Below are 23,872 nucleotides of genomic sequence, written 5' to 3' on the forward strand. Positions count from 1 at the left end.
ACGTTTATGCCTTTCACCCTCAGCGGTTTTTGCGAGTACCGCGAAGAAATTCGCAAAAGCCGCTTCATCACCTTCGCCGCGCCGATCGCCAGCCCCGCCGACGCACAGGCGTTCTTCGAACAGCACAGCGACCTGAATGCCTCGCATAACTGCTGGGCGTGGAAACTCGGGGCGCAATACCGCAGCAACGACGATGGCGAACCCGGCGGCACTGCCGGACGGCCGATTCTGGCAGCCATCGAGGCGCAGGATTGCGATCAGGTCGCGGTGCTGGTGATCCGCTGGTACGGCGGCATTCAACTGGGCACTGGCGGTCTGGCCCGGGCCTATGGCGGCGGCGCGAACAAGTGCCTGCAGAACGCGGAAAAAATCGAGTTGATCAGCCGTGTGCCGCTGCGCTGTGCCTGCGGCTTTGCCGAGCTGGCGCTGGTGAAGCTGCGGGTGGCGGACCTGGGTGGGTTGGTCGTCGAAGAAAACTTCACCGCCAATGGTGTTGAATTGCAGCTGGCGGTGGGTGAGGCGCAGATCGATTTGCTGCAAACGCAATTGGCGGATTTGAGCCGTGGGCGGATTGTGCTGCAGCGTTAGATGAGCAAAAGATCGCAGCCTTCGGCAGCTCCTGCACAGGACTTTGCGTTTCCCTGTAGGAGCTGCCGAAGGCTGCGATCTTTTAGGGCATCGACGGATTTCTTTATTCCAGCAACTTGCCCACATCTGCTGTGCACCCGACTGTGGATAACCTGAGCACATCTGGCTGTAACCCTTCTGTCACGTGGCATTGCGCGATTTGCTCACTTTTCGTCCACTCCACCTGAAAAAAGATTAATCCCGCGTAAAAACAAATAGTTAGCGCTGTTTATCACCAATGGAAGATAGCACCGCTGCGCTTATGCCAAGGATTCCCAATTGCACACAAATACTGTGGAGCAACCTGTGGATAACCCGTTCATGGCTGGCGCAGTCGCAGGGTCTGCATAGGCCCCACGCATTTGCTCGTTTTTTGATCAGTTGCCTACGGGCAAAACTGGAGCCTGATCAACGGCTTTGCTCTCAATTGGTGCCGTACCTCCCGAACATTTGCCCTTCGACGCTCTACGGCAACCGTTGCCGTACGAGAGCCGCCAAGGTTCCTGACTCAATGGCCAGGAAATTGCTTTATCCACAGGCATAACTCCAAGCCAGTCGAGCCTGTCATGCCAAGCCCAGATTCAACGCCGCGCCTGCAACTGCGCCAGATCAGCAAACGCTACCCCGGTTGTCTGGCCAATGACGCCATCGACCTGAGCATCGCGCCCGGAGAAATCCACGCCCTGCTCGGTGAGAACGGCGCGGGCAAAAGCACGCTGATGAAGATCATTTACGGCGTGACCCAGGCCGATGCCGGCGAAATGCTCTGGCAAGGTCAGCGGGTGAATATTCGTAATCCGGCGCAGGCCCGGCAGTTGGGGATCGGCATGGTGTTCCAGCATTTCTCGCTGTTCGAAACCCTCAGCGTCGCGCAGAACATTGCCTTGGCGATGGGCGCCAGGGCCGGCACGCCGAAACAACTGGAGCCGACAATTGCCGAAGTGTCGCGCCGCTACGGCATGGCGCTGGAGCCGGAGCGACTTGTCCACAGCCTGTCGATCGGCGAGCGGCAACGGGTGGAGATCATTCGTTGCCTGATGCAGGACATTCGCTTGCTGATTCTCGACGAGCCGACGTCGGTGCTGACGCCGCAAGAGGCCGAGGAATTGTTCATCACCCTGCGCCGTCTCGCCGCCGAGGGCTGCAGCATCCTGTTTATCAGCCACAAACTCGCGGAAGTGCGCGCGCTGTGCCATAGCGCCACGGTTTTGCGCGGCGGGCGGGTCGCCGGGCATTGCGTGCCGGCCGAATGCTCGGATCAGCAGTTGGCGCAAATGATGGTCGGCGAAGCGGCGGCACTGATCGGCGAATATCCGAAAGTCAGCGGTGGCGCGGCGTACTTACAGGTCAACGGCTTGAGCTGGCACAACCCCGATCCGTTCGGCTGCTCGTTGAACGACATCAGCCTGCAAGTACGCAGCGGCGAAATCGTCGGTATCGCCGGGGTCGCGGGCAATGGCCAGGATGAGTTGCTGGCGCTGCTCAGCGGCGAGCAAACCCTGCCCCGCGACAGCGCGACATCGATCTGTTTTGCCGGGCAAGCGGTCGCCGCTTTGCGCCCGGATGCGCGGCGCCAACTCGGACTGGCGTTCGTCCCGGCAGAACGCCTGGGCCATGGCGCGGTGCCGGAATTGAGCCTGGCCGACAACGCCTTGCTCACGGCTTTTCAACAAGGGCTGGTCAGCAACGGTTTGATTGAGCGCGGCAAAGTCGAAGCCCTCGCCCAGCAGATCATTCAGCGTTTCGGGGTGAAAACGCCCGATAGCCAGACCGCCGCGCGCAGTCTTTCCGGCGGCAATTTGCAAAAATTCATTCTTGGCCGGGAAATCCTCCAGCAACCGAAACTGCTGATCGCCGCGCACCCGACCTGGGGCGTGGACGTAGGCGCCGCCGCGACCATTCACCGCGCGCTGATTGCCCTGCGCGATGCCGGCGCGGCGATTCTGGTGATTTCCGAAGACCTCGACGAACTGTTCCAGATCAGCGACCGCCTCGGCGCCCTGTGCGCGGGGCGTCTGTCACCGCTGCGAAACACCACCGACACCCTGCTGAGTGACGTCGGCGGCTGGATGGCCGGGCAATTCAACGACGCGCCTTCATCGGCCACGCTCTGACGGAGTTTCCCCCTATGTTGCTTTCCCTCGAATCCCGTGGCCAGCAATCGCGCCTGATGCTGTGGTGCTCGCCGTTGCTGGCGGCGCTGCTGACATTGGGTTGCGGCTCGCTGCTGTTCATCGCCCTCGGCCATGACCCGCTGCAAACCCTGCACACGCTGTTGATCGCGCCGATCAGCGACCTGTATGGCGTCTCCGAATGGTTGGTCAAAGCGCTGCCGATCCTGCTTTGCGCACTCGGTCTGGCCGTGGCGTATCAAGCGCGAATCTGGAACATCGGCGCTGAAGGTCAGTTGCTGTTCGGCGCGCTCGCCGGCAGTGCGTTGGCGGTGAACATCATCGATATGCAAAGCCATTGGGCACTGGTGCTGATTCTGCTCACCGGTACTTTCGCCGGTGCCGCCTGGGCCGGCCTGACGGCGTGGTTGCGCACGCGCTTCAACGCCAACGAAATCCTCACCAGCATCATGCTCAACTACATCGCACTGAACCTGTTGCTGTTCTGCGTGCACGGGCCGCTGAAGGATCCGGCCGGCTACAACTTTCCCGAGTCGGCGATGTTCGGCGACGCCAGTCGCCTGCCGCTGCTGATGGAGGATGGTCGGGTGCATGCCGGGGTGTATTTCGCCTTGCTCGCGCTGGTCGCGGTGTGGGTGTTGTTGCAGAAAAGCTTCGTCGGTTTTCAGATCAAAGTGCTCGGTCTGGATAAACGTGCGGCGGGGTTTGTCGGCTTTCGCGAGCAACGCCTGATCTGGCTCGCGCTGTTGATCAGCGGCGGTTTGGCCGGGCTGGCCGGGGTCTGCGAAGTGACCGGGCCGATCGGGCAATTGGTGCCGCAAGTCTCGCCGGGCTATGGCTATGCAGCAATCACCGTGGCGTTTCTCGGCCGGTTGAACCCGATCGGGATTCTGTTCTCAAGCTTGCTGATGGCGCTGCTGTACATCGGCGGCGAAAGCGCGCAAATGACCCTCAACCTGCCGCAAGCCATCACCCAATTGTTTCAGGGAATGATGCTGTTTTTCCTGCTGGCCTGCGACGTGCTGATTCTCTATCGGCCACGCCTGAAACTGCGCTGGGCACGGCGCACCTCGACCACCGCCGTAACCGCCGGAGCGCTGTGATGGATATCGATCTGCTGAGCAATATTTTCTACGCCATGGTGCGCTGCGGCACGCCACTGCTGTTGGTGGCACTGGGTGAGTTGATCTGCGAAAAGAGCGGCGTGCTCAACCTCGGCCAGGAAGGGATGATGCTGTTTGGCGCGGTGATCGGTTTTATCGTCGCCCTCAACAGCGGCAACCTGTGGCTCGGCGTGTTGCTGGCGATGCTTGCGGGGATGCTGCTGTCGTCGCTGTTTGCCTTGGTGGCGCTGGTGTTCAATGCCAATCAGGTGGCGACCGGGCTGGCACTGACGATCTTCGGCGTGGGCCTGTCGACCTTCGTTGGCGCAGCATGGGTCGGCAAGCCACTGGCTGGATTCGAACCGTTGGCGATTCCTTACTTGAGTGAGATTCCGCTGATCGGCCGCATGCTGTTTGCCCAGGATCTGCTGGTGTATCTGTCGTTCGCGCTGTTTGCGCTGGTGGCGTGGGTGATCATCAAAAGCCGTGTCGGCTTGATCATTCAGGCAGTCGGCGAGAACCCGGACGCGGCCAGTGCGATGGGCCTGCCGGTGCTGACCGTGCGCACGCTGGCGGTGCTGTTTGGCGGGGCGATGGCCGGGTTGGCCGGGGCGTATCTGTCGCTGGCGTACACGCCGATGTGGGCCGAGAATATGACCGCCGGACGCGGCTGGATTGCCTTGGCGCTGGTGGTATTTGCCAGTTGGCGCGTGTGGCGGCTGTTGCTCGGGGCTTACCTGTTCGGACTCGCCAGCATCCTGCACCTGGTGGCGCAGGGGTTGGGGCTGGCGATTCCGTCGAGTCTGCTGGCGATGCTGCCGTATGTGGCGACGATTGTGGTGTTGGTGCTGTTGTCGCGCGATGCGGTGCGGACTCGGTTGTATGCGCCGGTGTCGTTGGGGCAGCCGTGGCAGGCCGGGCATTAGGGCGGTGATGTCACTGGCCTCATCGCTGGCAAGCCAGCTCCCACAGTGGCGGTGTTGTCTACATGATGGGCGAACACCGCTGAGCGGCCTGCGAATTTGAGAAGCAAGCATGCTAAAGCCTGGAGTATGCTCCGGGGTCAACAGCTCTTTTGAGAGCCGGTTCGATGTGCTGCGACGAGCGTTGCAACAACGGCTCGGTCAGGCGTGTCCATTGAATCCGTGAACCGTAACTTTCAAGGAATTCCGTCATGTCCCAGGCAAAACACGCACTGATCATCGGCGCCTCCCGCGGCTTGGGCCTCGGGCTGGTGAAAACCCTGCTGGCCGACGGCTGGCAAGTGACCGCTACCGTGCGCAATCCGCAAAAGGCCGAGGCGCTGCAAGCGCTGGGCAAGGTGCGGATCGAGAAACTCGACATGGACGACCAGCAAGCGGTGATCGCCCTGAGCCAGCAGCTCAAGGGCGAGACCTTCGACCTGCTGTTCGTCAACGCCGGGGTCAAAGGTCCGGAGGTGCAAACCCCGGGCGGCGCGACCCTGGCCGAAGTCGGCCAGTTGTTCTTCACCAACGCCGTGGCGCCGATCAACCTGGCGCAGCGCTTCGTCGGGCAGATCCGCGATGGCAGCGGCGTGCTGGCGTTCATGAGCTCCGGTCTTGGCAGCGTGACCGTACCGGACGCGCCGGAGCTGGCGCTGTACAAGGCGAGCAAGGCCGCGCTGAATTCCATGACCAACAGTTTTGTCACGCAACTGGGCGAACAGAAACTGACCGTGCTGTCGCTGCACCCGGGCTGGGTGAAGACGGACATGGGCGGTGAAGGGGCTGACCTGGATGTCGAGACCAGCACCCGTGGGCTGATTGATCAGGTGAATGCGTATACCGGCAAGGGTGGGCATCATTTCATCAACTACAAGGGTGAAACCATTCCCTGGTAAACACTGAAAACCACCTGTAGGAGCTGCCGCAGGCTGCGATCTTTTGATTGTAAAAAACAAGATCAAAAGATCGCAGCCTTCGGCAGCTCCTACAGAGGGTGATGTGTTGGCTTGTCGGGTTGGGCTTGCCCGCTGCCGCGATTTGTTTGAAACTGCGCACCTCGTCCAACGCGGCGACCCTGGATCAGCAGACAGGGCAACACTGAGCTGGCAACCCTGAACCCCACTTTCAGAGGAGCCGGCCACAATGCCTGCGACCCGTACCTGGTTAAAAAATCCCCTCGCCATTTTCACGGCCAACGCGCTCGACGCCCGTGGCGGTCTGGTGCTGCAAGACGGCGTGATCGTCGAAGTGCTGGCAGCCGGTCAGCAACCGTCCGCGCCGTGCAATGAAGTGTTCGATGCCCGCGAGCATGTGATCCTGCCGGGCCTGATCAACACCCACCACCATTTCTATCAAACCCTGACCCGCGCCTGGGCGCCGGTGGTCAATCAGCCATTGTTCCCGTGGTTGAAAACCCTGTATCCGGTGTGGGCGCGGCTGACTCCGGAAAAACTCGCCCTCGCGACGAAAGTGGCTTTGGCTGAATTGCTGCTGTCGGGTTGCACCACCGCCGCCGACCATCATTACCTGTTCCCGGACGGCCTGGAAAACGCCATCGACGTGCAAGTCGACACCGTGCGTGAACTGGGCATGCGCGCCATGCTCACGCGCGGTTCGATGAGCCTCGGCGAGAAGGACGGCGGCCTGCCGCCGCAGCAGACCGTGCAGGAAGGTCAGGTGATTCTCGACGACAGTCAGCGTCTGATTCACGAGTACCACGAGCGCGGCGATGGTGCACAAATCCAGATCGCTCTGGCGCCTTGCTCGCCCTTTTCGGTGACCCCGGAAATCATGTCGGCCAGCGCCGAACTGGCGAATAAACTCGACGTGCGTCTGCACACCCATCTGGCCGAAACCCTCGACGAAGAGGATTTCTGCCTGCAGCGTTTCGGCCTGCGCACCGTGGATTATCTGGACAGCGTCGGCTGGCTCGGCCCGCGCACCTGGCTGGCCCATGGCATTCACTTCAACCCGGATGAAATCGCTCGCCTCGGCCAGGCCGGCACCGGTATCTGCCATTGCCCGAGTTCGAACATGCGTCTGGCCTCCGGCATCTGCCCGAGCATCGATCTGACCGATGCCGGCGCGCTGTTCGGTCTCGGCGTGGATGGTTCGGCCTCGAACGACGCGTCAAACATGATCCTCGAAGCGCGGCAGGCGCTGTACATTCAGCGCCTGCGTTACGGCGCGGAGAAGATCACCCCGGAACGCGTGCTCGGCTGGGCAACCAAAGGCTCGGCGAGCCTGTTGGGGCGTACCGACATTGGTGAGCTGGCGGTGGGCAAGCAGGCGGACCTGGCGCTGTTCAAGCTCGATGAGCTGCGCTTCTCGGGCAGCCATGATCCGATTTCGGCGCTGTTGTTGTGCGGTGCCGATCGTGCCGATCGGGTGATGATTGGTGGCAAATGGCGGGTGACTGATGGTCAAGTCGAAGGACTTGACCTTAAAGGCCTGATCGCCGATCACAGCCAGGCGGCTCGCCAGTTGATCGCGGGGACCTGATCCAATAAAGAACCCTGTAGGAGCTGCCGCAGGCTGCGATCTTTTGATCTTGATTTTAAAAAAACAAGATCAAAAGATCGCAGCCTGCGGCAGCTCCTACAGGGGATTTATGGTGTTTCTAGAGGCCCAGTAGCGACAGCATGATAAACGTCGCAAACAGCACAAAGTGAGTCATGCCTTCGATGGCATTGGTCTCGCCGTCATTCAGGTTGATCGCACTGACGATCAGCGTGATGAAGATCATCACCGTCTGCACCGGGGTCATCGCCATTTGAAATGGCTGGCCGGTGTACAGCGCCATCGCTTCCATCACCGGCACCGTCAGGATCACCGTCGACAGTGACGCGCCCATCGCAATGTTCACCACCGATTGCATGCGGTTGGCCAACGCGGCACGCAACGCCGTCAGAATTTCCGGCGCGGCGGAAATCGCCGCCACCAGAATCGCCGTGATCACCGGCGGTGCGCCCGTGCCTTCCAGGCCCAGATCGAGGGTCTTGGACATCACTTCGGCCAGTGCGCCGATCACCACCACGCCGAACACCAGAATGCCGATCGACCACGCCAGGCTCAGCGGTTTCGGCTCATTTTCCACCGGTTCTTTCTTGCGGCGCTTGTCGGGGTAGCTGTAGCTGAAAAAGTAACTGTGCGGCCCGACCTGCATGCGCAGGAACAATGCGTAAAGCACCACCATCGCACCGATGGTGAACGCTGAATAAACCTTCCAGTTGGCCGCCGGAATAAACTCCGGCACCACCATCGACACGCCCATGGCGGTGAGGATCATCACGCTATAGCTGCGCGCCGAATCATCGTTGTACGACTGCTCGCCATGCTTGAGTCCACCCATCAGCGCGGCAAGGCCGAGGATGCCGTTGATGTCGAGCATCACCGCCGAATAGATCGTGTCACGCACCAGCGTGGCGGACGCTTCGTTGCTCATCATGATCGCCAGGATCACCACCTCCACCAGCACCGCAGCGAGGGTCAGGATCATCGTGCCATAGGGGTCGCCGACTTTTTCGGCGAGCAGTTCAGCATGATGGGCAACGCGCATCGAAGCCGCGACGATGAAGGCGATCAGCACCAGCCCGCAGATCAGCGCAACGATCTGGCCGCTGTGCAGCATCCAGTGTTCCAGCGGATAGGCGATGCACGCGGCAATCACTGCCAGCAGCAGAAAGCTTTCTTGCTTGAGGATCGTGAGCATGGCGGGCCTTTTTGCCGAGAGGTTCGAATGAGCTACTGACTGCGGCGCGGCGCTAACGTTTCGTTACACCTTAGCGCACCAGCCGATAGCGTGAATCCGCTGACTTGCACTGCGTTGGTTCCGGCGCTGAAAAGATCGCAGCCTGCGGCAGCTCCTACAGGTTTCCCATTCCCCTGTAGGAGCTGCCGCAGGCTGCGATCTTTTGCTTTGTTGTCCTGTTGGTCAGCAATTTGCATTGCCCCTGACCACACACAACAAAATGGAGCTCCAATTCATGCAAATACGTCCGCTGCACAAACTGCTGTGCGCCGCCATCGGTCTGGGGATCAGCCTGAGCGCCAGCGCTGCCGATCCGCTGAAGGTCGGTTTCGTCTACATCGGCCCGATCGGCGACCACGGCTGGACGTATCAGCATGAACAGGGACGCAAGGCGCTGGCGGAGAAATTCGGCGCGCAGATCAGCACCAATTACGTCGAGAACGTGGCCGAGGGCGCCGACGCCGAGCGGGTGATCCGCAACATGGCCAAGGACAACTACGACCTGATCTTCACCACCTCCTTCGGCTACATGAACCCGACGCTGAAAGTCGCCAAGCAATTTCCCAAAGTGACCTTCGAACACGCCACCGGCTACAAGCAGGACAAAAACCTCGGCACCTATCTGGCGCGCACCTACGAGGGGCGTTATGTCGGCGGCTTCCTCGCGGCGAAGATGACCAAGACCAAGAAGGTCGGTTACGTCGCCTCGTTCCCGATTCCGGAAGTGATCCGCGACATCAACGCCATCCAGCTGGCGCTGAATAAGTACAACCCTGGCACCGAGATCAAAGTGGTGTGGGTCAACTCGTGGTTCGACCCGGGCAAGGAAGCCGACGCCGCCAACGCCCTGATCGATCAGGGTGTGGACGTGGTGTTCCAGCACACCGACAGCCCGGCGCCGATCCAGGCCGCCGAACGGCGTGGCGTGTACGCCGTGGGTTACGCCTCGGACATGGCGCACTTCGGCCCGAAAGCGGTGCTGACTTCGATCGTCAATGACTGGGCCCCGCATTACATTCAAGCGACCCAGAGCGTGATCGACCACAGCTGGAAATCCCAGGACTACTGGGGCGGGCTGAAGGAAGGCACGGTTGAACTGCCGATCAGCGAGCTGGTGCCGGCACCGGTGAAAGCCGAGGCCGAACAGATCATTGCCGACATCAAGAGCGGTAAGTTGCAACCGTTCACCGGGCCGATCAAGGATCAGGCCGGCGTCGAGAAAATCCCTGCCGGTGTGAGCGCATCCAATGCCGAACTGGCGTCGATGAATTACTACGTTGAAGGCATGAAGGCCGAGATGCCGAAGTAATCTCTTCAAACTTGCATCGTCCCTGTGGGAGCTGGCTTGCCAGCGATGGGGCCCTCACATTCAACATCATTGTTGCCTGTCAGACCGCTATCGCTGGCAAGCCAGCTCCCACATTTGATCATCAGCGCTCTCAAGGATTGTGTATGGATCAGCTTCCGGTCATCGACATCAGCCCGCTCTATTCCACCGACCAAAACGCCTGGCCCGCCGTCGCCGCGCAGATCGACCAGGCCTGCCGCGAATGGGGCTTTTTCTACATCAAGGGCCACCCGATTTCCGCGCAGCGCATCGACTCGCTGCTCGACCACGCCCAGCGTTTTTTTGCGCAACCGACCGAAGAAAAACTCAGGATCGACATCACCCAGACCCGCCACCATCGCGGCTACGGTGCCATCGCCACCGAACAGCTCGACCCGGACAAACCCAGCGACCTCAAGGAAACCTTCGACATGGGCCTGCACTTGCCGGCGGATCATCCCGAGGTGCTCGCGGGAAAACCGCTGCGCGGGCCGAATCGTCATCCTGCACAAGCAGGCTGGGAAGCGCTGATGGAGCAGCATTACCTCGACATGCAGGCGCTCGCGCAAACTCTGCTGCGGGCGATGACGATTGCGCTGGGGATCGAACGCGACTTCTTCGATTCGCGCTTCGTTGAGCCGGTCAGCGTACTGCGGATGATCCACTACCCACCGCGCCACACCGCCAGCAGCGCCGCACAGCAAGGCGCCGGAGCGCACACCGATTACGGCTGCATCACCCTGCTCTATCAGGACAGCGCCGGCGGCCTGCAAGTGAAGAACATCAACGGTGAATGGATCGACGCGCCGCCCATTGACGGTACCTTCGTGGTCAACCTCGGCGACATGATGGCGCGCTGGAGCAATGACCGTTATCGCTCGACGCCGCACCGGGTCATCAGTCCGCTGGGAGTGGATCGCTATTCGATGCCGTTCTTCGCCGAGCCGCATCCGGATACTCGCATCGAATGCCTGCCCGGTTGTCAGGACGCACAGCATCCGGCGAAATATCCGACCACCACCTGCGCCGAATTCCTGCTGTCGCGCTTCGCCGATACCTACGCCTATCGGCGCGAGCCGCAAGCGGTCTGATGGATCGCTTGGTCAGGTTTTGCCAATTGTTTCGGCGAGCATCTGTAGAATGCCGTCATTGCACCTGATGAGAAAAGCATATGTACGACTGGCTCAACGCCCTGCCCAAGGCTGAACTGCACCTGCATCTGGAAGGCTCGCTGGAGCCCGAGCTGCTGTTCGCCCTGGCCGAACGCAACAAGATCGCCCTGCCGTGGAGCGATGTCGAAACCCTGCGCAAGGCCTACGCCTTCAACAACCTGCAGGAATTCCTCGACCTGTATTACCAGGGCGCCGATGTGCTGCGCACCTCGCAGGACTTCTACGACCTGACCTGGGCCTACCTGCTGCGCTGCAACGCGCAGAACGTGATTCACACCGAACCGTTCTTCGACCCGCAGACCCACACCGACCGCGGCATCCCGTTCGAAGTCGTGCTCAACGGCATCGCGGCGGCACTCAAGGATGGCGAACAGCAACTGGGCATCACCAGCGGTTTGATCCTGAGCTTCCTGCGCCACCTGAGCGAAGACGAAGCACAGAAAACGCTGGATCAGGCGCTGCCGTTCCGTGATGCGTTTGTCGCCGTCGGCCTCGACAGCTCCGAGATGGGTCACCCGCCGAGCAAGTTTCAGCGCGTGTTCGACCGCGCCCGCCACGAAGGCTTTCTGACCGTCGCCCACGCCGGTGAAGAAGGCCCGCCGGAGTACATCTGGGAAGCCATCGACCTGCTGAAAATCCAGCGTATCGACCATGGCGTACGCGCCATCGAAGACGAGCGCCTGATGCAGCGGATCATCGACGAGCAGATCCCGCTGACCGTGTGCCCGCTGTCGAATACCAAGCTCTGCGTGTTCGATCACATGTCGCAGCACAACATCCTCGACATGCTCGAGCGTGGGGTGAAGGTCACCGTCAACTCGGATGACCCGGCGTACTTCGGCGGTTACGTCACCGAGAACTTCCACGCGCTGCACGAACACCTGGGCATGACCCAGGATCAGGCCAAGCGCCTGGCGCAGAACAGCCTGGATGCGCGTCTGGTAAAACCGTAAGTACAAAGCAAATCCCCTGTGGGAGCGGGCTTGCTCGCGAAAGCGGTGTGTCATTCAACCAATATGTCGACTGACACACCGCTTTCGCGAGCAAGCCCGCTCCCACAGGGTGCTGTGTTCAGCCAGCGATCTCTGCTTCAGTCAGCTCCTCCAGGGTTTTACCGCGCGTCTCCATCCCGAACAGCCACACCACCCCCGCCGCAATCGCAAAGCACAGCGCGCCCAGCGCAAACACTCCGCCCTGCCCGGTAATCGGGAACACCAATCCGGTCACCAACGGCCCGAGCAGCGAACCGACACGCCCAATCGCCGAGGCAAAGCCCGAACCTGTGGCGCGCGCCGAAGTCGGGTACAACTCCGGCGTATAGGTGTAAAGCACCGCCCACATGCCGAACAGGAAAAACTGCATCAACAATCCCGAGCCGATCAGCAGCGCGACATTGCCCCCAAACACCGCACTCTGGCCGTAGATGAACGCCATCACCCCGCCGCCCAGCAGCGTGACGATACACACCGGTTTACGCCCCCAGCGTTCCACCAGCCACGCCGCCATCAGAAACCCGGGAATCCCGCCCAGTGAAATCAGCACGGTGTAATACACCGACTGGGTCACGGCGAAACCCGACTGCTGCAACAAGGCACTGAGCCACGACGTCAGCCCGTAAAAACCGAGCAAGGCGAAAAACCACAGGCTCCAGATCATCGTCGTGCGCTGGCGGTATTGCGGCGACCAGATCTGCTGCAGGGCCGAGAAGAAGTTGCCCGGCGGCGTCACTGTCCTTGGCAGGCGCACCGGCTCAGGCAATGTCGCAACGCCAAGAGACGTGCGCACCCGTGCCTCGATGGCGCCGAGGACTTTGTCCGCCGCTGCGTGACGTCCGGCCTGCTCCAGCCAGCGCGGTGATTCGGGAATGAAAAAACGGATCGCCAGCACAAACACCGCCGGTACCGCCAACACCAGGAAGATGTCGCGCCAGCCAATCAACGGCAGCAGGAAGTAAGACAGTACGCCGGCAGCGACAAAACCCAATGGCCAGAAACCGTCCATCAATGCGATGTAGCGCCCGCGCCGCTGCGCCGGGATCAGCTCCGAGAGCATCGACTGCGCAATGGGAAACTCCATGCCCATGCCGATCCCCAGCAGGATGCGGAACAGCGTCAGGCTCTCGACCGTTTGCGCGGTCGAACACAGGTAACTGGCCACGCCCCACAACACAATGCTCCACTGAAACACCGGTTTGCGTCCGAAGCGGTCGGCGAGCATGCCCGACAGCGATGCCCCCAGCACCATCCCGAAAAAACTCGAACTGGCGAGCAGGCCGGCTTGTGCACTGCTCAGGCCAAACTCGCTTTTGATCGAGCCGAGCAGGAACGTCATCATGGCCAGGTCCATGGAATCGAAAAAGAACGCCAAGGCGATGATGATGAAAATGACCCGGTGATAACCGCTGAGCGGCAGCCGTTCCAGGCGTTCTGCCGCGCTGAAGTTTCGCGTATCCATACCTCATCCCCCATCCACGAAGTGTGCGGACCGAGTGTGCGCGATAACGCCTCAACGCTTTTTCTGGATACGACCTGTTCGCAGTCACAGGCGACGCAAGCCACGAAGTATTGATCGGCGAATGCTCTATTACGCCAGTTCCAGCTCGACTTCCTTGGCGAAACAGTGGATTTCCCGCTGTCCGGCCGGCGTGACTTGCAATGCGCGAGAATCCTTGGGCAGCACCAGCCAGCCGGACTGCATGAACAATTGCAGCAACGCGGCGCCCAGTGAACCGCCCAGATGCGGACGGCGTTCGCTCCAGTCCGGACAGGCACACGCCACCTGGGCCTTGCGATGGGCCAGGGCCTGAATGAAAACCCCGCGATTCGCCAGCTGCGTCGAGCCTTTGAGCGTCACCACGACCCGCTGCTCGACCTGTTCGATCCAACCGGCATCAAGCAAACGCTGGTACAGATCGGCGGCCAGCGTGCCACCCAAATGATCATCGCAAAAGCGCGCACGCAGCAGCGAGGACGGTGCGGTTCGTGGATTGTTGATCGGCGTCGAGCGTTTGAATACGTGAGGGACGTCCCGCGGCGCACTGGCAATCGTGGCACTGGCCAGGGCTTCAATGGCGGCTGCGATTTCCGGAGCCGCCAGGCGGAAGAAGCGCTTGCGTCCACGGACCTCGACTTTCAACAGGCCACCCGCGGACAAACGCCCCAGATGCGCACTGGCCGACGACGGCGACAGCCCTGCCAGCAGCGCCAGCTCCTCGGTCTGGCGGGCCGAGCCATCCATCAACGCCCACATCATCGCGCTGCGCTTGGGGTCGGCCAGCAGCGTGGCGATCTGGCTGATGCAAGGTGCATGTTCCATGTATTCACTCCCTGTTGAATCGTATCGTCTACTGCTCGAAGACATCTTGACCAGTAATGTGTCGTCGGCCAAGACGGGTAAAACGCCATGAGCCGGTGCAAGCCAGGTCAGCGCTGCCACACCCGTTGATGGCGTGTTCACAGCGTTTGTATGGCGCAGGCACGGCCCTGGAAAAACCGGCCTGATTCTGCCCTGGCCAGTTGTCGGTGCAGGTTTGAGGCGGTCGCTAGTATAAGCGGGATGCACGCTGCTTCCTGCGCCGTAGCTGACGCGAATGGTGATAGTTCCTGAGTGAAATTTCGCTAATTGCCTGCGACTAATGATCAAGTTTCGGGAAATTGGGAAATTGACTACTCAATTCGACGCATCGGCTGGCGAGCATTTCCCTTAAAAGGTTTACCGGCTTACTCAATTGCGCGCGATGGGCGCACAACAGATTCAGCGGAGCACGCTCGCAGAGAAGCTCCGGCAGCAACACTTTGAGGCGTCCGGCGAGGACATCGGTGCCGACATCGAGCCACGATTTATAAGCAATGCCCGCCCCCGCCAACGCCCACAACCGTACGACGTCGGCGTCATCACTGAAGCGATCACCACTGACCGTCAGACCGACTTCGCGCTTGCCGTCATGAAAACTCCAATGGTCATGCACGCGGCTGCCGAGCATGTACAGCAGGCAATTGTGCTGCGCCAATTGTTCGAGCTGACGCGGCTCGCCGTGGCGAGCCAGGTAGGCCGGCGAGGCGCAGAGCACGCGGCGATTGTCCGGGGCGATGGGCAGGGCCACCAGGCTCGAATCTTCCGGTTCGCCATAGCGCAGGGCGATGTCCACTGGCTGGCGGAACAGGTCGGCGATACGGTCACCGAGCAACAGGCGCACGGTCAGCTTCGGGTGCTCGCGCTGAAACTCGTCGAGCCACGGCAACAGCAGGTTACGCCCGAAATCCGAAGGCGCCGATAACTGCAGGATGCCGCTGACCTGATCCTGCGCGCTGGAGAGAAAGCGCCGGCCCTCGTCCAGCGAACCGAGCGCGGCCCGGGCATATTCGAGAAAGCCTTCGCCCTCGGCGGTCAGGCGCAGGCTGCGGGTCGAACGCGCCAGCAAGCGCACGCCCAGTTGCTGTTCGATACGCTTGAGCGCGGCGCTGGCCACCGCGGCAGACATGTCCATCACCCGCGCGGCTGCCGACAGACTGCCCAGGTCCGCAGCGCGAACGAACAACTGCAAATCGTCGAAACGCAGCATTCTCAGCCTCGATTATCAAAAAAATATTGAAAGAGACTGCTCTTTTAGCCGGTTTTATCGCGCCGAGAAATAGCCAATGATGGGTTCAAGCAAATTTATCCCGCGACTGGAGCCGCACATGTCCCAAGCATTCACCGCCATCGCCACCCTGATCGCCAAACCCGGTCAGCAGGACACCCTCGAAAACGCTCTGCGCGCACTGGTTGAGCCGAGCCGCGCCGAGGAAGGCTGCGGCCAGTACGACCTGCACCGCGACCTCGCCGACCCGCTGACTTTCTATGTGATCGAACACTGGGCCAGCGAAGAAATCCTCCAGGCGCACAACGCCAGCGCGCACTTCCAGAATTTCCAGGCCACAGCCGGCCACTGTATCGAACACTTCCAATTGAAACGCCTGGGCAGCATCGCCTGAGCCCTTCTTCTATTACCGCTACGGAGCAAATCATGAAAGCCATCGCCTATTACGCTTCCCTGCCGATCAGCGACGAAAAATCCCTGCAAGACATCGAACTGCCGGAGCCGGTCGCAGGCCCGCGCGACCTGCTGGTGGAAGTCAAAGCCATCTCGGTCAACCCGGTCGACACCAAGGTGCGGCAGAACGTGGCGCCGGAAAACGGCGCGGCAAAAGTGCTGGGCTGGGACGTCGCCGGCGTGGTCAAAGCCGTCGGCAGTGAAGTGACGCTGTTCAAGGCCGGCGACAAGGTGTTCTACGCCGGCTCCATCGCCCGTGCCGGTGGCAACAGCGAACTGCACGTGGTGGATGAGCGGATTGTCGGCCACATGCCCAAGTCCCTGGGTTTCGCCGAAGCCGCTGCCCTGCCGCTGACCGCGATCACCGCGTGGGAATTGCTGTTCGAACGCCTGCAGATCCGTGAGGGCAAGACCGATGAAGGTCAAAGCCTGCTGATCGTCGGCGCCGCTGGCGGTGTCGGTTCGATCCTCACCCAACTGGCCCGCCAGTTGACCGGCCTGAAGGTGATCGGCACTGCGTCCCGTGCACAGACTCGCGACTGGGTGACTGAGTTGGGCGCCGATCTGGTGATCGATCACAGCCAGCCGTTGAGCGAAGAGCTAAAGCGCGCCGGCATCGATCACGTGACCCACGTCGCCAGCCTGACCCAGACCGATCTGCACCTCGATCAACTGGTCGAGGCCTTGGCGCCGCAAGGCAAACTGGCGCTGATCGACGATCCTAAGTCACTGGACGTGAGCAAACTCAAGCGCAAGAGCCTGTCGCTGCACTGGGAATTCATGTACACCCGCTCGCTATTCGAAACCCCGGACATGATCGAGCAGCACAAACTGCTCAACCGCGTGGCCGAGCTGATTGATGCGGGGACTTTGAAAACTACGGTGGGCGAGCATTTCGGCACGATCAATGCGGCGAACCTGCGACGCGCGCACGAGTTGCTGGAAAGCGGCAAAGCCAAGGGCAAAATTGTTTTAGAAAGTTTCTGAAAACCCGAACGTCGTCATCAGCGCCAGTCCTTTTAAGGGCCGGCGCTGTTTTTTGCCGTCAGTCAGATGCTTGATCGTTGTCACAAATGCGATCGTATTCAGGTCTACACTCGAACCCTCTGCGATGCATCTTTTACACAAGGGAGGTCAGCAATGAAGATCCTGATAAAAGAAGTGGCAAAGTCTCAATGGCAGGTTCGTCTGGACCAGCACGCCGTGACCTTTCGCAGTGAAGCCGAGGCTCTCGCCTTCACCCGCACCCTCGAAGCGCGCCTGCACGCGCCCCATCAGATTCCCCAGCCCGGACAACAACGCGCCGTCGGCTGAGGTTCAGGCTTCGGCCTGTGCTTGCGCCAGTGCCCGAGCATTCTGCAAACGCCGGGTGTACATCGCAATGCTCACCACCAGCAGTCCGCACAGGCTGATGACCATGGCCATCGGCATGGCGCTGCCATCGTGCAGGACACCCACCAGCGAGGCCGCGCCGGAGGCCACGCTGAATTGCAGGCAGCCCATCAGCGCCGAGGCACTCCCGGCGCGCGCGCCCTGGCCGTTCATCGCGCATGCCGCAGCATTGGGCAGGATGCAGCCGAGGCTGGCAATGCACACGAACAACGGAATCAACAGCGGCCACAATGCTTCGGTGTGCATCGCGCTGACCGCGAGCAGCGAAACGCCGGCCAACAGGTATACCCACACCGCTCGCGCCAGCAGGAAGGACGGACCGCGCTTGGCCAACAGCCGCGCGTTGACCTGAGCCACCAGAATGAAACCCGCTGCATTGGTGCCGAACAGCCAGCCGAAATGCTCGGCGGGTACGCCGTACAGTTTGATGAAGACAAATGGTGAACCGGCGATGTAGGAAAACATCCCGGCGACCGCGATACCGCCGGTCAGTGCGTGGCCGAGAAACACCCGGTCACCGAACAACCGGCCGTATTGACGCAACGCACCGGACAGCGGCTGGCGCGGCACGTAGGCCGGCAGGCTTTCCGGTAACCCCAGCGCCACAGCGAGGCCGGCCAGTGCACTAAAGCCAGTCAGCACGAGGAAGATCGACTGCCAGCCCGTGGTGTTGACCAGCAGACCGCCGAGCAATGGTGCGAGGATTGGCGCCAAACCCATCACCAGCATCAACTGCGAGAAGACTTTCGCCGATCCGACGGCATCGCATTTGTCGCTGACCACCGCCCGGGAAATCACCATCCCCGCGCAGCCGCCCAAGGCCTGGACGAAGCGGGCCCCGATCAGCCATTGCAGATTCGGCGCATAGGCGCAGGCCAACGAGGCCAGCGTGAACAGGCCGACACCGACCAGCAGCGGCAGGCGCCGACCAAACCGGTCGGCCACCGGGCCATACAACAACTGCCCGATCGACAGACCGGCGAAATACGCTGCCAGTGTCAGCTGGACGTGCTTTTCATCGGTGCCAAAGGCCAGCGCCATTGACGGGAACGCCGGCAGATAGAAGTCGATCGCCAGCGGACCGAAGGCGCTCAAGGCACCGAGAATCAGAATGGTACGGAAGTTCATCAGGCATCCAGGTTGGATTGGAGTCGGCAGCCCGACAGTCTAGCCGCGCAAAGACACCTTGAACATTCCGATAGCTCGCTAACTATTAAAAAGTCAGACGAACTTCACTGTGGAGTTTGCCTGCAAAGATCAAAAGATCGCAGCCTTCGGCAGCTCCTACATTGAATGCGTTTCCTGTAGGAGCTGCCGAAGGCTGCGATCTTTTGGCTTTTGATCATCCGGCGAGTTTTACCGGGTAACCCTCTTCGCTGATGACCTCGATCACCTGCTCGGGGCTGAGCGAGCTTTCGACGCCGACTTCTTTGGCTGCCAGATCGACCCGCACGCTGGCTGCCGGATCTTTCGCCTGCACGGCGTTGGTGATGGCTTTGACACAGTGGCCGCAGGACATGCCTTGAACGCTGAACACTTGCATGGAGGGACTCCTTTGAGTGAGGTTGCCGGCAGTGTCGAGCTTGCCACCATGGCAAGGTCAAGTTCTGCGTAAAACTGCCGGGCTGGCAATCGGCGCTGCGCTCAGCCAAGCTGCGTGCATCAATGACTCAAATTCAGGAGATTCAGCCATGCGCTGGTCAGCTTTCAGCCTGTTTGGCTTGCTCAGCCTCTTTGCCGCCCTGCCTCAGGCCAATGCGACCGGCGAGGACTATGCGGTTCTGATCATCTCGCGCGAGCGCCTGGAAGTGCCGACTTCCTGTGAGATTGGCGTGTACGTCAATGATCAACTCGCTGGGCGTCTGCTGCAGGAACAGACGACTTCCTTCAACCTGCCCCACGGCACGCTGTCCATTCGTCTGAAACAATTGCCTGGCCAGATGCCGGGGTGCCAGGCAGGCATGCTCGCGCCGCCCGCGCAGCAGATCTCGCTGAAGGCCGGCGATGTGCTCAAGTACCGGATCGCGGCCAACGCCAAAGGGCTGTACCTGCGACCTGCCGCCCTCGAATATTGAGTCAACGAAAAAGATCGCAGCCTTCGGCAGCTCCTGCATTGGAATGCAATCCACCTGTAGGAGCTGCCGAAGGCTGCGATCTTTTGCTTTTCAGATTGGCGCTTGACCTTGCCCGCGTGGCAAGGTTGATCCTTGTAGACATCTTCTACAGGGAGTAAGACCGATGTCCGATTCCATCACTTTCGATCTGCCGATTGCCGGCATGACCTGCGCCAGTTGCGCCGGGCGTGTCGAGCGGGCGTTGCGCAACGTCAGCGGCGCCAGTGGCGTCAGCGTCAATCTCGCCACCGAACAGGCCCGCGTCCTGGCACCCGGTAACAGCTTGCCGGCGTTGATGGAGGCGGTTGAACGCGCCGGTTACAGCGTCCCCCAACAAACCTTGGAACTGAGCATCGACGGCATGACCTGCGCCTCGTGCGTCGGTCGCGTCGAGCGCGCCCTGAACAAAGTCCCCGGGGTGAGGAGCGTCAGCGTCAACCTCGCCAACGAACGCGCCCACCTCGAATTGCTCGGTCAGATCGATCCGCAATTGCTGCTCGACGCCGTGAGCAAGGCCGGTTACTCGGCCAGCGTCTGGCAAGCCGAACATCCCGCAGCGGATAACCAGCAACAGCGCCTGCAACATGAACGCTGGGCGCTGATCTGCGCCATCGTTCTGGCCTTGCCGCTGGTGCTGCCGATGCTGCTGCAACCATTCGGCATTCACTGGATGCTCCCGGCCTGGGCGCAATTTGCCCTTGCCACGCCGGTGCAATTCATTTTCGGCGCGCGATTTTATGTGGCCGCGTGGAAAGCCGTGCGCGCCGGCGCCGGCAACATGGACTTGCTGGTCGCCCTCGGCACCAGCGCCGGTTATGGCCTGAGCCTGTACGAATGGGCCACCGCCGCCGGGCGCATGCCGCATCTGTATTTCGAAGCCTCAGCCGTGGTGATCGCCCTGGTGCTGCTCGGCAAATATCTGGAAAGCCGCGCCAAGCGCCAGACCGCCAGCGCCATCCGTGCCCTCGAAGCCTTGCGCCCGGAACGGGCGATTCAAGTCATCGACGGTCGCGAGCAAGACGTCGCAATCAGCGCCCTGCGCCTTAATGATCAGGTGCTGGTCAAACCCGGTGAACGCTTCCCGGTGGACGGTGAAGTGCTGGAAGGCCAGAGCCACGCTGACGAAGCGCTGATCAGCGGCGAGAGCCTGCCAGTGCCAAAACAGCCGGGCGACCAGGTCACCGGCGGTGCGATCAACGGCGAAGGTCGCCTGCTGGTACGCACCACCGCCCTTGGTGCGGAAAGTGTGCTGGCGCGGATCATTCGGCTGGTGGAAGACGCCCAGGCAGCGAAAGCGCCGATCCAGAAACTGGTGGATAAAGTCAGCCAGGTGTTCGTGCCCACTGTGTTGCTGATTGCCCTCGTCACGTTGATTGGCTGGTGGCTGTACGGCGCACCTATGGAAACCGCGTTGATCAACGCTGTCGCCGTGCTGGTGATCGCTTGTCCGTGTGCCCTCGGCCTCGCCACGCCGACGGCGATCATGGCCGGCACCGGTGTGGCTGCGCGTCACGGCATTCTGATCAAGGACGCCGAAGCGCTGGAGCGAGCCCATGAGGTCGACAACGTGGTCTTCGACAAGACCGGCACGCTGACGTCCGGTACGCCGCGCATCGCCCATTTCAGTGCGGTGGATAGCGATGAAAATACCCTGCTGACACTGGCCGGCGCCCTGCAGCGCGGCAGCGAGCATCCGCTGGCCAAAGCCGTGCTGGACGCGGCCGCCGAGCGCGGGCTGAGCGTGCCCGATGTCAGCGACAGCCAGTCCCTGACCGGGCGCGGCATCGCCGGCCATCTTGACGGGCGGCGCCTGGCGCTGGGCAACCAGCGCTTGCTGGAGGAAAACGGCCTCAACGCGGGTGATCTCGCCGGGTCCGCCCGGGCCTGGGAAGAGGAAGGCCGGACCCTGTCGTGGCTGATCGAACAAAGCCCGCAGCCACGGGTGCTCGGGTTGTTCGCGTTCGGTGACACACTCAAGGCCGGCGCACTGCAAGCGGTGCAACAACTGGCCGCCCGGGGTATCCACAGCCATCTGCTGACCGGCGACAACCGCGGCAGCGCGAAAGTCGTCGCCGAGGCGTTGGGCATCGAGAACGTGCACGCCGAAGTGCTGCCCGCCGACAAAGCCGCCACCGTCGCCGAACTGAAGAAAACCGGCGTGGTGGCAATGGTCGGCGACGGCATCAACGACGCCCCCGCACTGGCCGCTGCCGACATCGGTATCGCCATGGGCGGCGGCACCGACGTGGCCATGCACGCGGCCGGCATTACTTTGATGCGCGGCGATCCACGACTGGTGCCCGCCGCGCTGGAGATCAGCCGCAAGACCTACGCGAAGATCCGCCAGAATCTGTTCTGGGCCTTCGTCTACAACCTGATCGGCATTCCGCTGGCGGCGTTCGGTTTTCTCAACCCGGTGCTGGCCGGCGCGGCAATGGCACTGTCGAGCGTCAGCGTGGTGAGCAATGCGCTACTGTTGAAAACCTGGAAACCGAAGGATCTGGAGGAGCACCGATGAACATCGGCCAAGCGGCCCGGCACAGTGGCCTGAGCGCAAAGATGATCCGCTATTACGAGTCGATCGGCCTGCTCAAGGCTGCCCATCGCACCGACAGCGGCTACCGGGTCTACAGCGATGATGACCTGCACACGCTGGCGTTCATCAAGCGTTCGCGGGACCTGGGATTTTCTCTGGAAGAAGTCGGCAAGCTGCTGACCCTGTGGCAGGATCGCCAGCGCGCCAGCGCCGATGTGAAAGCCCTGGCACGGCAGCATATTGACGAGCTGAACCAGAAGATCCGCGAACTCGGCGAGTTGCGCGACACCCTGCAGGACCTGGTCGAGCACTGTAATGGCGACCATCGCCCCGACTGCCCGATCCTCAAGGAACTGGCGTCAGGCTGCTGCGCGCAACCCGCCCGCGCCTGAGCGCCAACAGCTTAACGGTCAACAACGTACCAAGCGGGATGCCGTGGAACAGCAGCACCACGGCACCCGGCGTCCACCAGCCGTAGAACGGCGCGGCGATCAACATGCCGACACCGAACCCGGTCATTTGCAGCAAGGTCAGGAAGCTGAAAACCGGCAAGCGCAAATGCTCCGGTTCGCGTTGCAGGCGCGACATCAGGCCGACCTCGGAAATGCCGTCACCCAACCCCGCCGGCAGGGAAAACAGCAGCAGCCCGAGAAGGCTGTGCTGCTGGAACATCAGGATAAAACCGCAGGACATCAACGCCACGCCGAAGAAATACCGTCGCTCCAGATCACGGTTATCCGTGCCTTTGAGGCGACTGGCAATCCGCGCACCCAGCAGTTTGCCGCTGGCCCACACCGCCAGCATCAGGCCGAGCGTGGTGCTGGCCGAATCGGGTGTCAGCAGTTTGGAGATGATCGGGAAGCCGACGTTGTGCGCGGCACTGCCCAAGGTGTCGGCCATGGTCACGGCGAGCATCGCCGCAATCACCGGAGCGCTGCGCAGGCCTTGTTTCAGGGCTGACCATTCGCTGCGTTCGTTGGTCGATTGTTCGCAGACGTCTGCAGCGGCGAAGCGCAACGGCGCAATCAACAGCGCCGCCAGCACATAGGTCAATGCGTTTAGCGCAAACACCGTTTCGAAACCGAATGCCGCCACCAGCAAGCCGGACACCAGGCTGCCACCGACCATTGCCGCCGATGAAGCCGAGGTGATCCAGGCATTGGTTTTCAGTAGCTGCGCGGCTTCGATCAGCCTCGGCAATTGACTGTTGAGGCCGATGGCGAACATCGAGTTGCCAAAGCCCAAACCGAAGGCAATCACCGGCAACAGCAACGCCTGCTGGCTCCCCGGCAGGATCAACAGCAGACCCAGCAACACCGCGCGCAGCAGATCGAAGGCAATCAACGGCATCCGGCCGCTCCAGCGCCGGTAAAAGCGAGTGCCAATCAGGCTGGCAAAAATCCCCCCGCCGACACGACTGGCGAGAAACACCCCGACGCTCATGGCGCTGTTGCTCAGCAGGTAAACGTAAGTCGCCAGCGCGACCATGTTGAGGAAAGCGCCGAAGTCGGAGATCAGCCGGGCGCTGATGATGAGGCAGGCGTTCACATTCAATCCTTGAGTGTGCGAGGGCTGACAAGATTCCCACATAAAGTCCATAGACACCACCGGCCCCTGTGGGAGCTGGCTTGCCAGCGAAGAGGCCGGTACATCCGATAAAATTTTTCAGCTGAACCTCCACTATCGCTGGCAAGCCAGCTCCCACAGTGAGGTGGTGAAGG

The 23,872-nt window shown here is 61.3% G+C and carries 22 protein-coding genes; 15 read left to right on the forward strand and 7 right to left on the reverse strand.

What is annotated here, in order from left to right; translation table 11 throughout:
• Nucleotides 1-6 precede the first annotated feature (6 nt).
• The 6 genes from AB1J88_RS17195 (at nt 7) to AB1J88_RS17220 (ending at nt 7,329) form a co-directional block, all read left to right on the forward strand.
• Nucleotides 7-588, forward strand: coding sequence for an IMPACT family protein (locus AB1J88_RS17195; RefSeq protein ID WP_108181600.1), 582 nt, complete (start codon nt 7-9; stop codon nt 586-588).
• 605 nt (nt 589-1,193) lie between these two features.
• The gene (locus tag AB1J88_RS17200; RefSeq protein ID WP_430291548.1) at nt 1,194-2,741 is read left to right on the forward strand and encodes an ABC transporter ATP-binding protein; all 1,548 of its coding nucleotides are present in this window, start codon (nt 1,194-1,196) and stop codon (nt 2,739-2,741) included.
• Between the two features lie 14 nt (nt 2,742-2,755).
• Nucleotides 2,756-3,862 (forward strand): ABC transporter permease, encoded by a 1,107-nt coding sequence (locus tag AB1J88_RS17205; protein ID WP_430291549.1) that lies wholly within the window; start codon nt 2,756-2,758, stop codon nt 3,860-3,862.
• Entirely contained in the window at nt 3,862-4,788 is a 927-nt protein-coding gene (locus tag AB1J88_RS17210) for an ABC transporter permease (protein ID WP_003221385.1), read from the forward strand. The genes AB1J88_RS17205 and AB1J88_RS17210 overlap by 1 nt, the downstream gene beginning before the upstream one ends.
• A gap of 248 nt (nt 4,789-5,036) precedes the next feature.
• A complete protein-coding gene (locus AB1J88_RS17215) occupies nt 5,037-5,723 on the forward strand; it encodes an SDR family oxidoreductase (RefSeq protein WP_041067945.1) in 687 nt (228 codons plus the stop codon).
• 247 nt (nt 5,724-5,970) lie between these two features.
• Nucleotides 5,971-7,329 carry an 8-oxoguanine deaminase gene (locus AB1J88_RS17220; protein ID WP_430291550.1) on the forward strand — a complete coding sequence of 453 codons (1,359 nt, stop codon included), beginning with the start codon at nt 5,971-5,973 and terminating at the stop codon, nt 7,327-7,329.
• Nucleotides 7,330-7,447: 118 nt separating this feature from the next.
• Here AB1J88_RS17220 and AB1J88_RS17225 read toward each other — a convergent pair whose 3' ends face one another.
• The gene (locus AB1J88_RS17225; protein WP_430291551.1) at nt 7,448-8,539 is read right to left on the reverse strand and encodes a calcium:proton antiporter; all 1,092 of its coding nucleotides are present in this window, start codon (nt 8,537-8,539) and stop codon (nt 7,448-7,450) included.
• 274 nt (nt 8,540-8,813) lie between these two features.
• On the opposite strand from AB1J88_RS17225, the gene AB1J88_RS17230 reads away from it, so the two are divergent.
• The 3 genes from AB1J88_RS17230 (at nt 8,814) to AB1J88_RS17240 (ending at nt 12,030) form a co-directional block, all read left to right on the forward strand.
• Nucleotides 8,814-9,887, forward strand: a complete 1,074-nt coding sequence (locus AB1J88_RS17230) for a BMP family ABC transporter substrate-binding protein (protein WP_430291552.1) — start codon at nt 8,814-8,816, stop codon at nt 9,885-9,887.
• 143 nt (nt 9,888-10,030) lie between these two features.
• Entirely contained in the window at nt 10,031-10,996 is a 966-nt protein-coding gene (locus tag AB1J88_RS17235; RefSeq protein WP_430291553.1) for a 2-oxoglutarate and iron-dependent oxygenase domain-containing protein, read from the forward strand.
• Nucleotides 10,997-11,076: 80 nt separating this feature from the next.
• A complete protein-coding gene (locus tag AB1J88_RS17240; protein ID WP_430291554.1) occupies nt 11,077-12,030 on the forward strand; it encodes an adenosine deaminase in 954 nt (317 codons plus the stop codon).
• A 118-nt stretch (nt 12,031-12,148) separates the two neighbouring features.
• On the opposite strand, the gene AB1J88_RS17245 is transcribed toward AB1J88_RS17240, so the two are convergent.
• The 3 genes from AB1J88_RS17245 to AB1J88_RS17255 form a co-directional block, all read right to left on the reverse strand.
• Complete coding sequence (locus AB1J88_RS17245) at nt 12,149-13,531, reverse strand: MFS transporter (protein WP_222016709.1); 1,383 nt, start codon at nt 13,529-13,531, stop codon at nt 12,149-12,151.
• Nucleotides 13,532-13,660: 129 nt separating this feature from the next.
• The gene (locus tag AB1J88_RS17250) at nt 13,661-14,392 is read right to left on the reverse strand and encodes an ArsR/SmtB family transcription factor (protein WP_430291556.1); all 732 of its coding nucleotides are present in this window, start codon (nt 14,390-14,392) and stop codon (nt 13,661-13,663) included.
• Nucleotides 14,393-14,708: 316 nt separating this feature from the next.
• Nucleotides 14,709-15,638 (reverse strand): LysR family transcriptional regulator, encoded by a 930-nt coding sequence (locus tag AB1J88_RS17255; protein WP_430291557.1) that lies wholly within the window; start codon nt 15,636-15,638, stop codon nt 14,709-14,711.
• Between the two features lie 118 nt (nt 15,639-15,756).
• On the opposite strand from AB1J88_RS17255, the gene AB1J88_RS17260 reads away from it, so the two are divergent.
• The 3 genes from AB1J88_RS17260 to AB1J88_RS17270 all read left to right on the forward strand — a co-directional run bounded on the left by AB1J88_RS17260 (nt 15,757) and on the right by AB1J88_RS17270 (nt 17,423).
• Nucleotides 15,757-16,050: a putative quinol monooxygenase gene (locus AB1J88_RS17260; protein ID WP_086794397.1), complete on the forward strand. Its 294-nt coding sequence runs from the start codon at nt 15,757-15,759 to the stop codon at nt 16,048-16,050.
• Between the two features lie 32 nt (nt 16,051-16,082).
• Nucleotides 16,083-17,096 carry a zinc-binding alcohol dehydrogenase family protein gene (locus tag AB1J88_RS17265; RefSeq protein WP_047291086.1) on the forward strand — a complete coding sequence of 338 codons (1,014 nt, stop codon included), beginning with the start codon at nt 16,083-16,085 and terminating at the stop codon, nt 17,094-17,096.
• A 153-nt stretch (nt 17,097-17,249) separates the two neighbouring features.
• Complete coding sequence (locus AB1J88_RS17270) at nt 17,250-17,423, forward strand: hypothetical protein (protein WP_169842458.1); 174 nt, start codon at nt 17,250-17,252, stop codon at nt 17,421-17,423.
• A gap of 3 nt (nt 17,424-17,426) precedes the next feature.
• Here the strand turns inward: AB1J88_RS17270 and AB1J88_RS17275 are convergent, their stop codons facing one another.
• Nucleotides 17,427-18,629 carry a multidrug effflux MFS transporter gene (locus tag AB1J88_RS17275; protein ID WP_041067973.1) on the reverse strand — a complete coding sequence of 401 codons (1,203 nt, stop codon included), beginning with the start codon at nt 18,627-18,629 and terminating at the stop codon, nt 17,427-17,429.
• A 214-nt stretch (nt 18,630-18,843) separates the two neighbouring features.
• Nucleotides 18,844-19,044: a heavy-metal-associated domain-containing protein gene (locus AB1J88_RS17280; protein WP_047291084.1), complete on the reverse strand. Its 201-nt coding sequence runs from the start codon at nt 19,042-19,044 to the stop codon at nt 18,844-18,846.
• Nucleotides 19,045-19,192: 148 nt separating this feature from the next.
• Here AB1J88_RS17280 and AB1J88_RS17285 point away from each other — a divergent pair, with 148 nt between their 5' ends.
• The 3 genes from AB1J88_RS17285 to cueR all read left to right on the forward strand — a co-directional run bounded on the left by AB1J88_RS17285 (nt 19,193) and on the right by cueR (nt 22,543).
• Nucleotides 19,193-19,576 carry a hypothetical protein gene (locus AB1J88_RS17285; RefSeq protein WP_430291558.1) on the forward strand — a complete coding sequence of 128 codons (384 nt, stop codon included), beginning with the start codon at nt 19,193-19,195 and terminating at the stop codon, nt 19,574-19,576.
• 163 nt (nt 19,577-19,739) lie between these two features.
• Nucleotides 19,740-22,133: a heavy metal translocating P-type ATPase gene (locus tag AB1J88_RS17290; RefSeq protein WP_430291559.1), complete on the forward strand. Its 2,394-nt coding sequence runs from the start codon at nt 19,740-19,742 to the stop codon at nt 22,131-22,133.
• Nucleotides 22,130-22,543 (forward strand): Cu(I)-responsive transcriptional regulator, encoded by a 414-nt coding sequence (gene cueR / locus AB1J88_RS17295; RefSeq protein ID WP_007962968.1) that lies wholly within the window; start codon nt 22,130-22,132, stop codon nt 22,541-22,543. The genes AB1J88_RS17290 and cueR overlap by 4 nt, the downstream gene beginning before the upstream one ends.
• Here cueR and AB1J88_RS17300 read toward each other — a convergent pair.
• Complete coding sequence (locus AB1J88_RS17300; protein WP_430292696.1) at nt 22,497-23,741, reverse strand: MFS transporter; 1,245 nt, start codon at nt 23,739-23,741, stop codon at nt 22,497-22,499. The two genes, cueR and AB1J88_RS17300, sit on opposite strands and share 47 nt — an antisense overlap.
• Between the last annotated feature and the right edge of the window lie 131 nt (nt 23,742-23,872).

The organism is Pseudomonas sp. S8 (genome assembly GCF_050473925.1).
In the GTDB taxonomy this organism is placed as follows: domain Bacteria; phylum Pseudomonadota; class Gammaproteobacteria; order Pseudomonadales; family Pseudomonadaceae; genus Aquipseudomonas; species Aquipseudomonas parakoreensis.

What these genes read in the sequence shown, in the direction of transcription:
- AB1J88_RS17195 (WP_108181600.1), top strand. Translation starts at nt 7, where the DNA reads ATGCCTTTCACCCTCAGCGGTTTTTGCGAGTACCGCGAAGAAATTCGC.
- AB1J88_RS17200 (WP_430291548.1), top strand. Translation starts at nt 1,194, where the DNA reads ATGCCAAGCCCAGATTCAACGCCGCGCCTGCAACTGCGCCAGATCAGC.
- AB1J88_RS17205 (WP_430291549.1), top strand. Translation starts at nt 2,756, where the DNA reads ATGTTGCTTTCCCTCGAATCCCGTGGCCAGCAATCGCGCCTGATGCTG.
- AB1J88_RS17210 (WP_003221385.1), top strand. Translation starts at nt 3,862, where the DNA reads ATGGATATCGATCTGCTGAGCAATATTTTCTACGCCATGGTGCGCTGC.
- AB1J88_RS17215 (WP_041067945.1), top strand. Translation starts at nt 5,037, where the DNA reads ATGTCCCAGGCAAAACACGCACTGATCATCGGCGCCTCCCGCGGCTTG.
- AB1J88_RS17220 (WP_430291550.1), top strand. Translation starts at nt 5,971, where the DNA reads ATGCCTGCGACCCGTACCTGGTTAAAAAATCCCCTCGCCATTTTCACG.
- AB1J88_RS17225 (WP_430291551.1), bottom strand. Translation starts at nt 8,539, where the DNA reads ATGCTCACGATCCTCAAGCAAGAAAGCTTTCTGCTGCTGGCAGTGATT.
- AB1J88_RS17230 (WP_430291552.1), top strand. Translation starts at nt 8,814, where the DNA reads ATGCAAATACGTCCGCTGCACAAACTGCTGTGCGCCGCCATCGGTCTG.
- AB1J88_RS17235 (WP_430291553.1), top strand. Translation starts at nt 10,031, where the DNA reads ATGGATCAGCTTCCGGTCATCGACATCAGCCCGCTCTATTCCACCGAC.
- AB1J88_RS17240 (WP_430291554.1), top strand. Translation starts at nt 11,077, where the DNA reads ATGTACGACTGGCTCAACGCCCTGCCCAAGGCTGAACTGCACCTGCAT.
- AB1J88_RS17245 (WP_222016709.1), bottom strand. Translation starts at nt 13,531, where the DNA reads ATGGATACGCGAAACTTCAGCGCGGCAGAACGCCTGGAACGGCTGCCG.
- AB1J88_RS17250 (WP_430291556.1), bottom strand. Translation starts at nt 14,392, where the DNA reads ATGGAACATGCACCTTGCATCAGCCAGATCGCCACGCTGCTGGCCGAC.
- AB1J88_RS17255 (WP_430291557.1), bottom strand. Translation starts at nt 15,638, where the DNA reads ATGCTGCGTTTCGACGATTTGCAGTTGTTCGTTCGCGCTGCGGACCTG.
- AB1J88_RS17260 (WP_086794397.1), top strand. Translation starts at nt 15,757, where the DNA reads ATGTCCCAAGCATTCACCGCCATCGCCACCCTGATCGCCAAACCCGGT.
- AB1J88_RS17265 (WP_047291086.1), top strand. Translation starts at nt 16,083, where the DNA reads ATGAAAGCCATCGCCTATTACGCTTCCCTGCCGATCAGCGACGAAAAA.
- AB1J88_RS17270 (WP_169842458.1), top strand. Translation starts at nt 17,250, where the DNA reads ATGAAGATCCTGATAAAAGAAGTGGCAAAGTCTCAATGGCAGGTTCGT.
- AB1J88_RS17275 (WP_041067973.1), bottom strand. Translation starts at nt 18,629, where the DNA reads ATGAACTTCCGTACCATTCTGATTCTCGGTGCCTTGAGCGCCTTCGGT.
- AB1J88_RS17280 (WP_047291084.1), bottom strand. Translation starts at nt 19,044, where the DNA reads ATGCAAGTGTTCAGCGTTCAAGGCATGTCCTGCGGCCACTGTGTCAAA.
- AB1J88_RS17285 (WP_430291558.1), top strand. Translation starts at nt 19,193, where the DNA reads ATGCGCTGGTCAGCTTTCAGCCTGTTTGGCTTGCTCAGCCTCTTTGCC.
- AB1J88_RS17290 (WP_430291559.1), top strand. Translation starts at nt 19,740, where the DNA reads ATGTCCGATTCCATCACTTTCGATCTGCCGATTGCCGGCATGACCTGC.
- cueR (WP_007962968.1), top strand. Translation starts at nt 22,130, where the DNA reads ATGAACATCGGCCAAGCGGCCCGGCACAGTGGCCTGAGCGCAAAGATG.
- AB1J88_RS17300 (WP_430292696.1), bottom strand. Translation starts at nt 23,741, where the DNA reads ATGTGGGAATCTTGTCAGCCCTCGCACACTCAAGGATTGAATGTGAAC.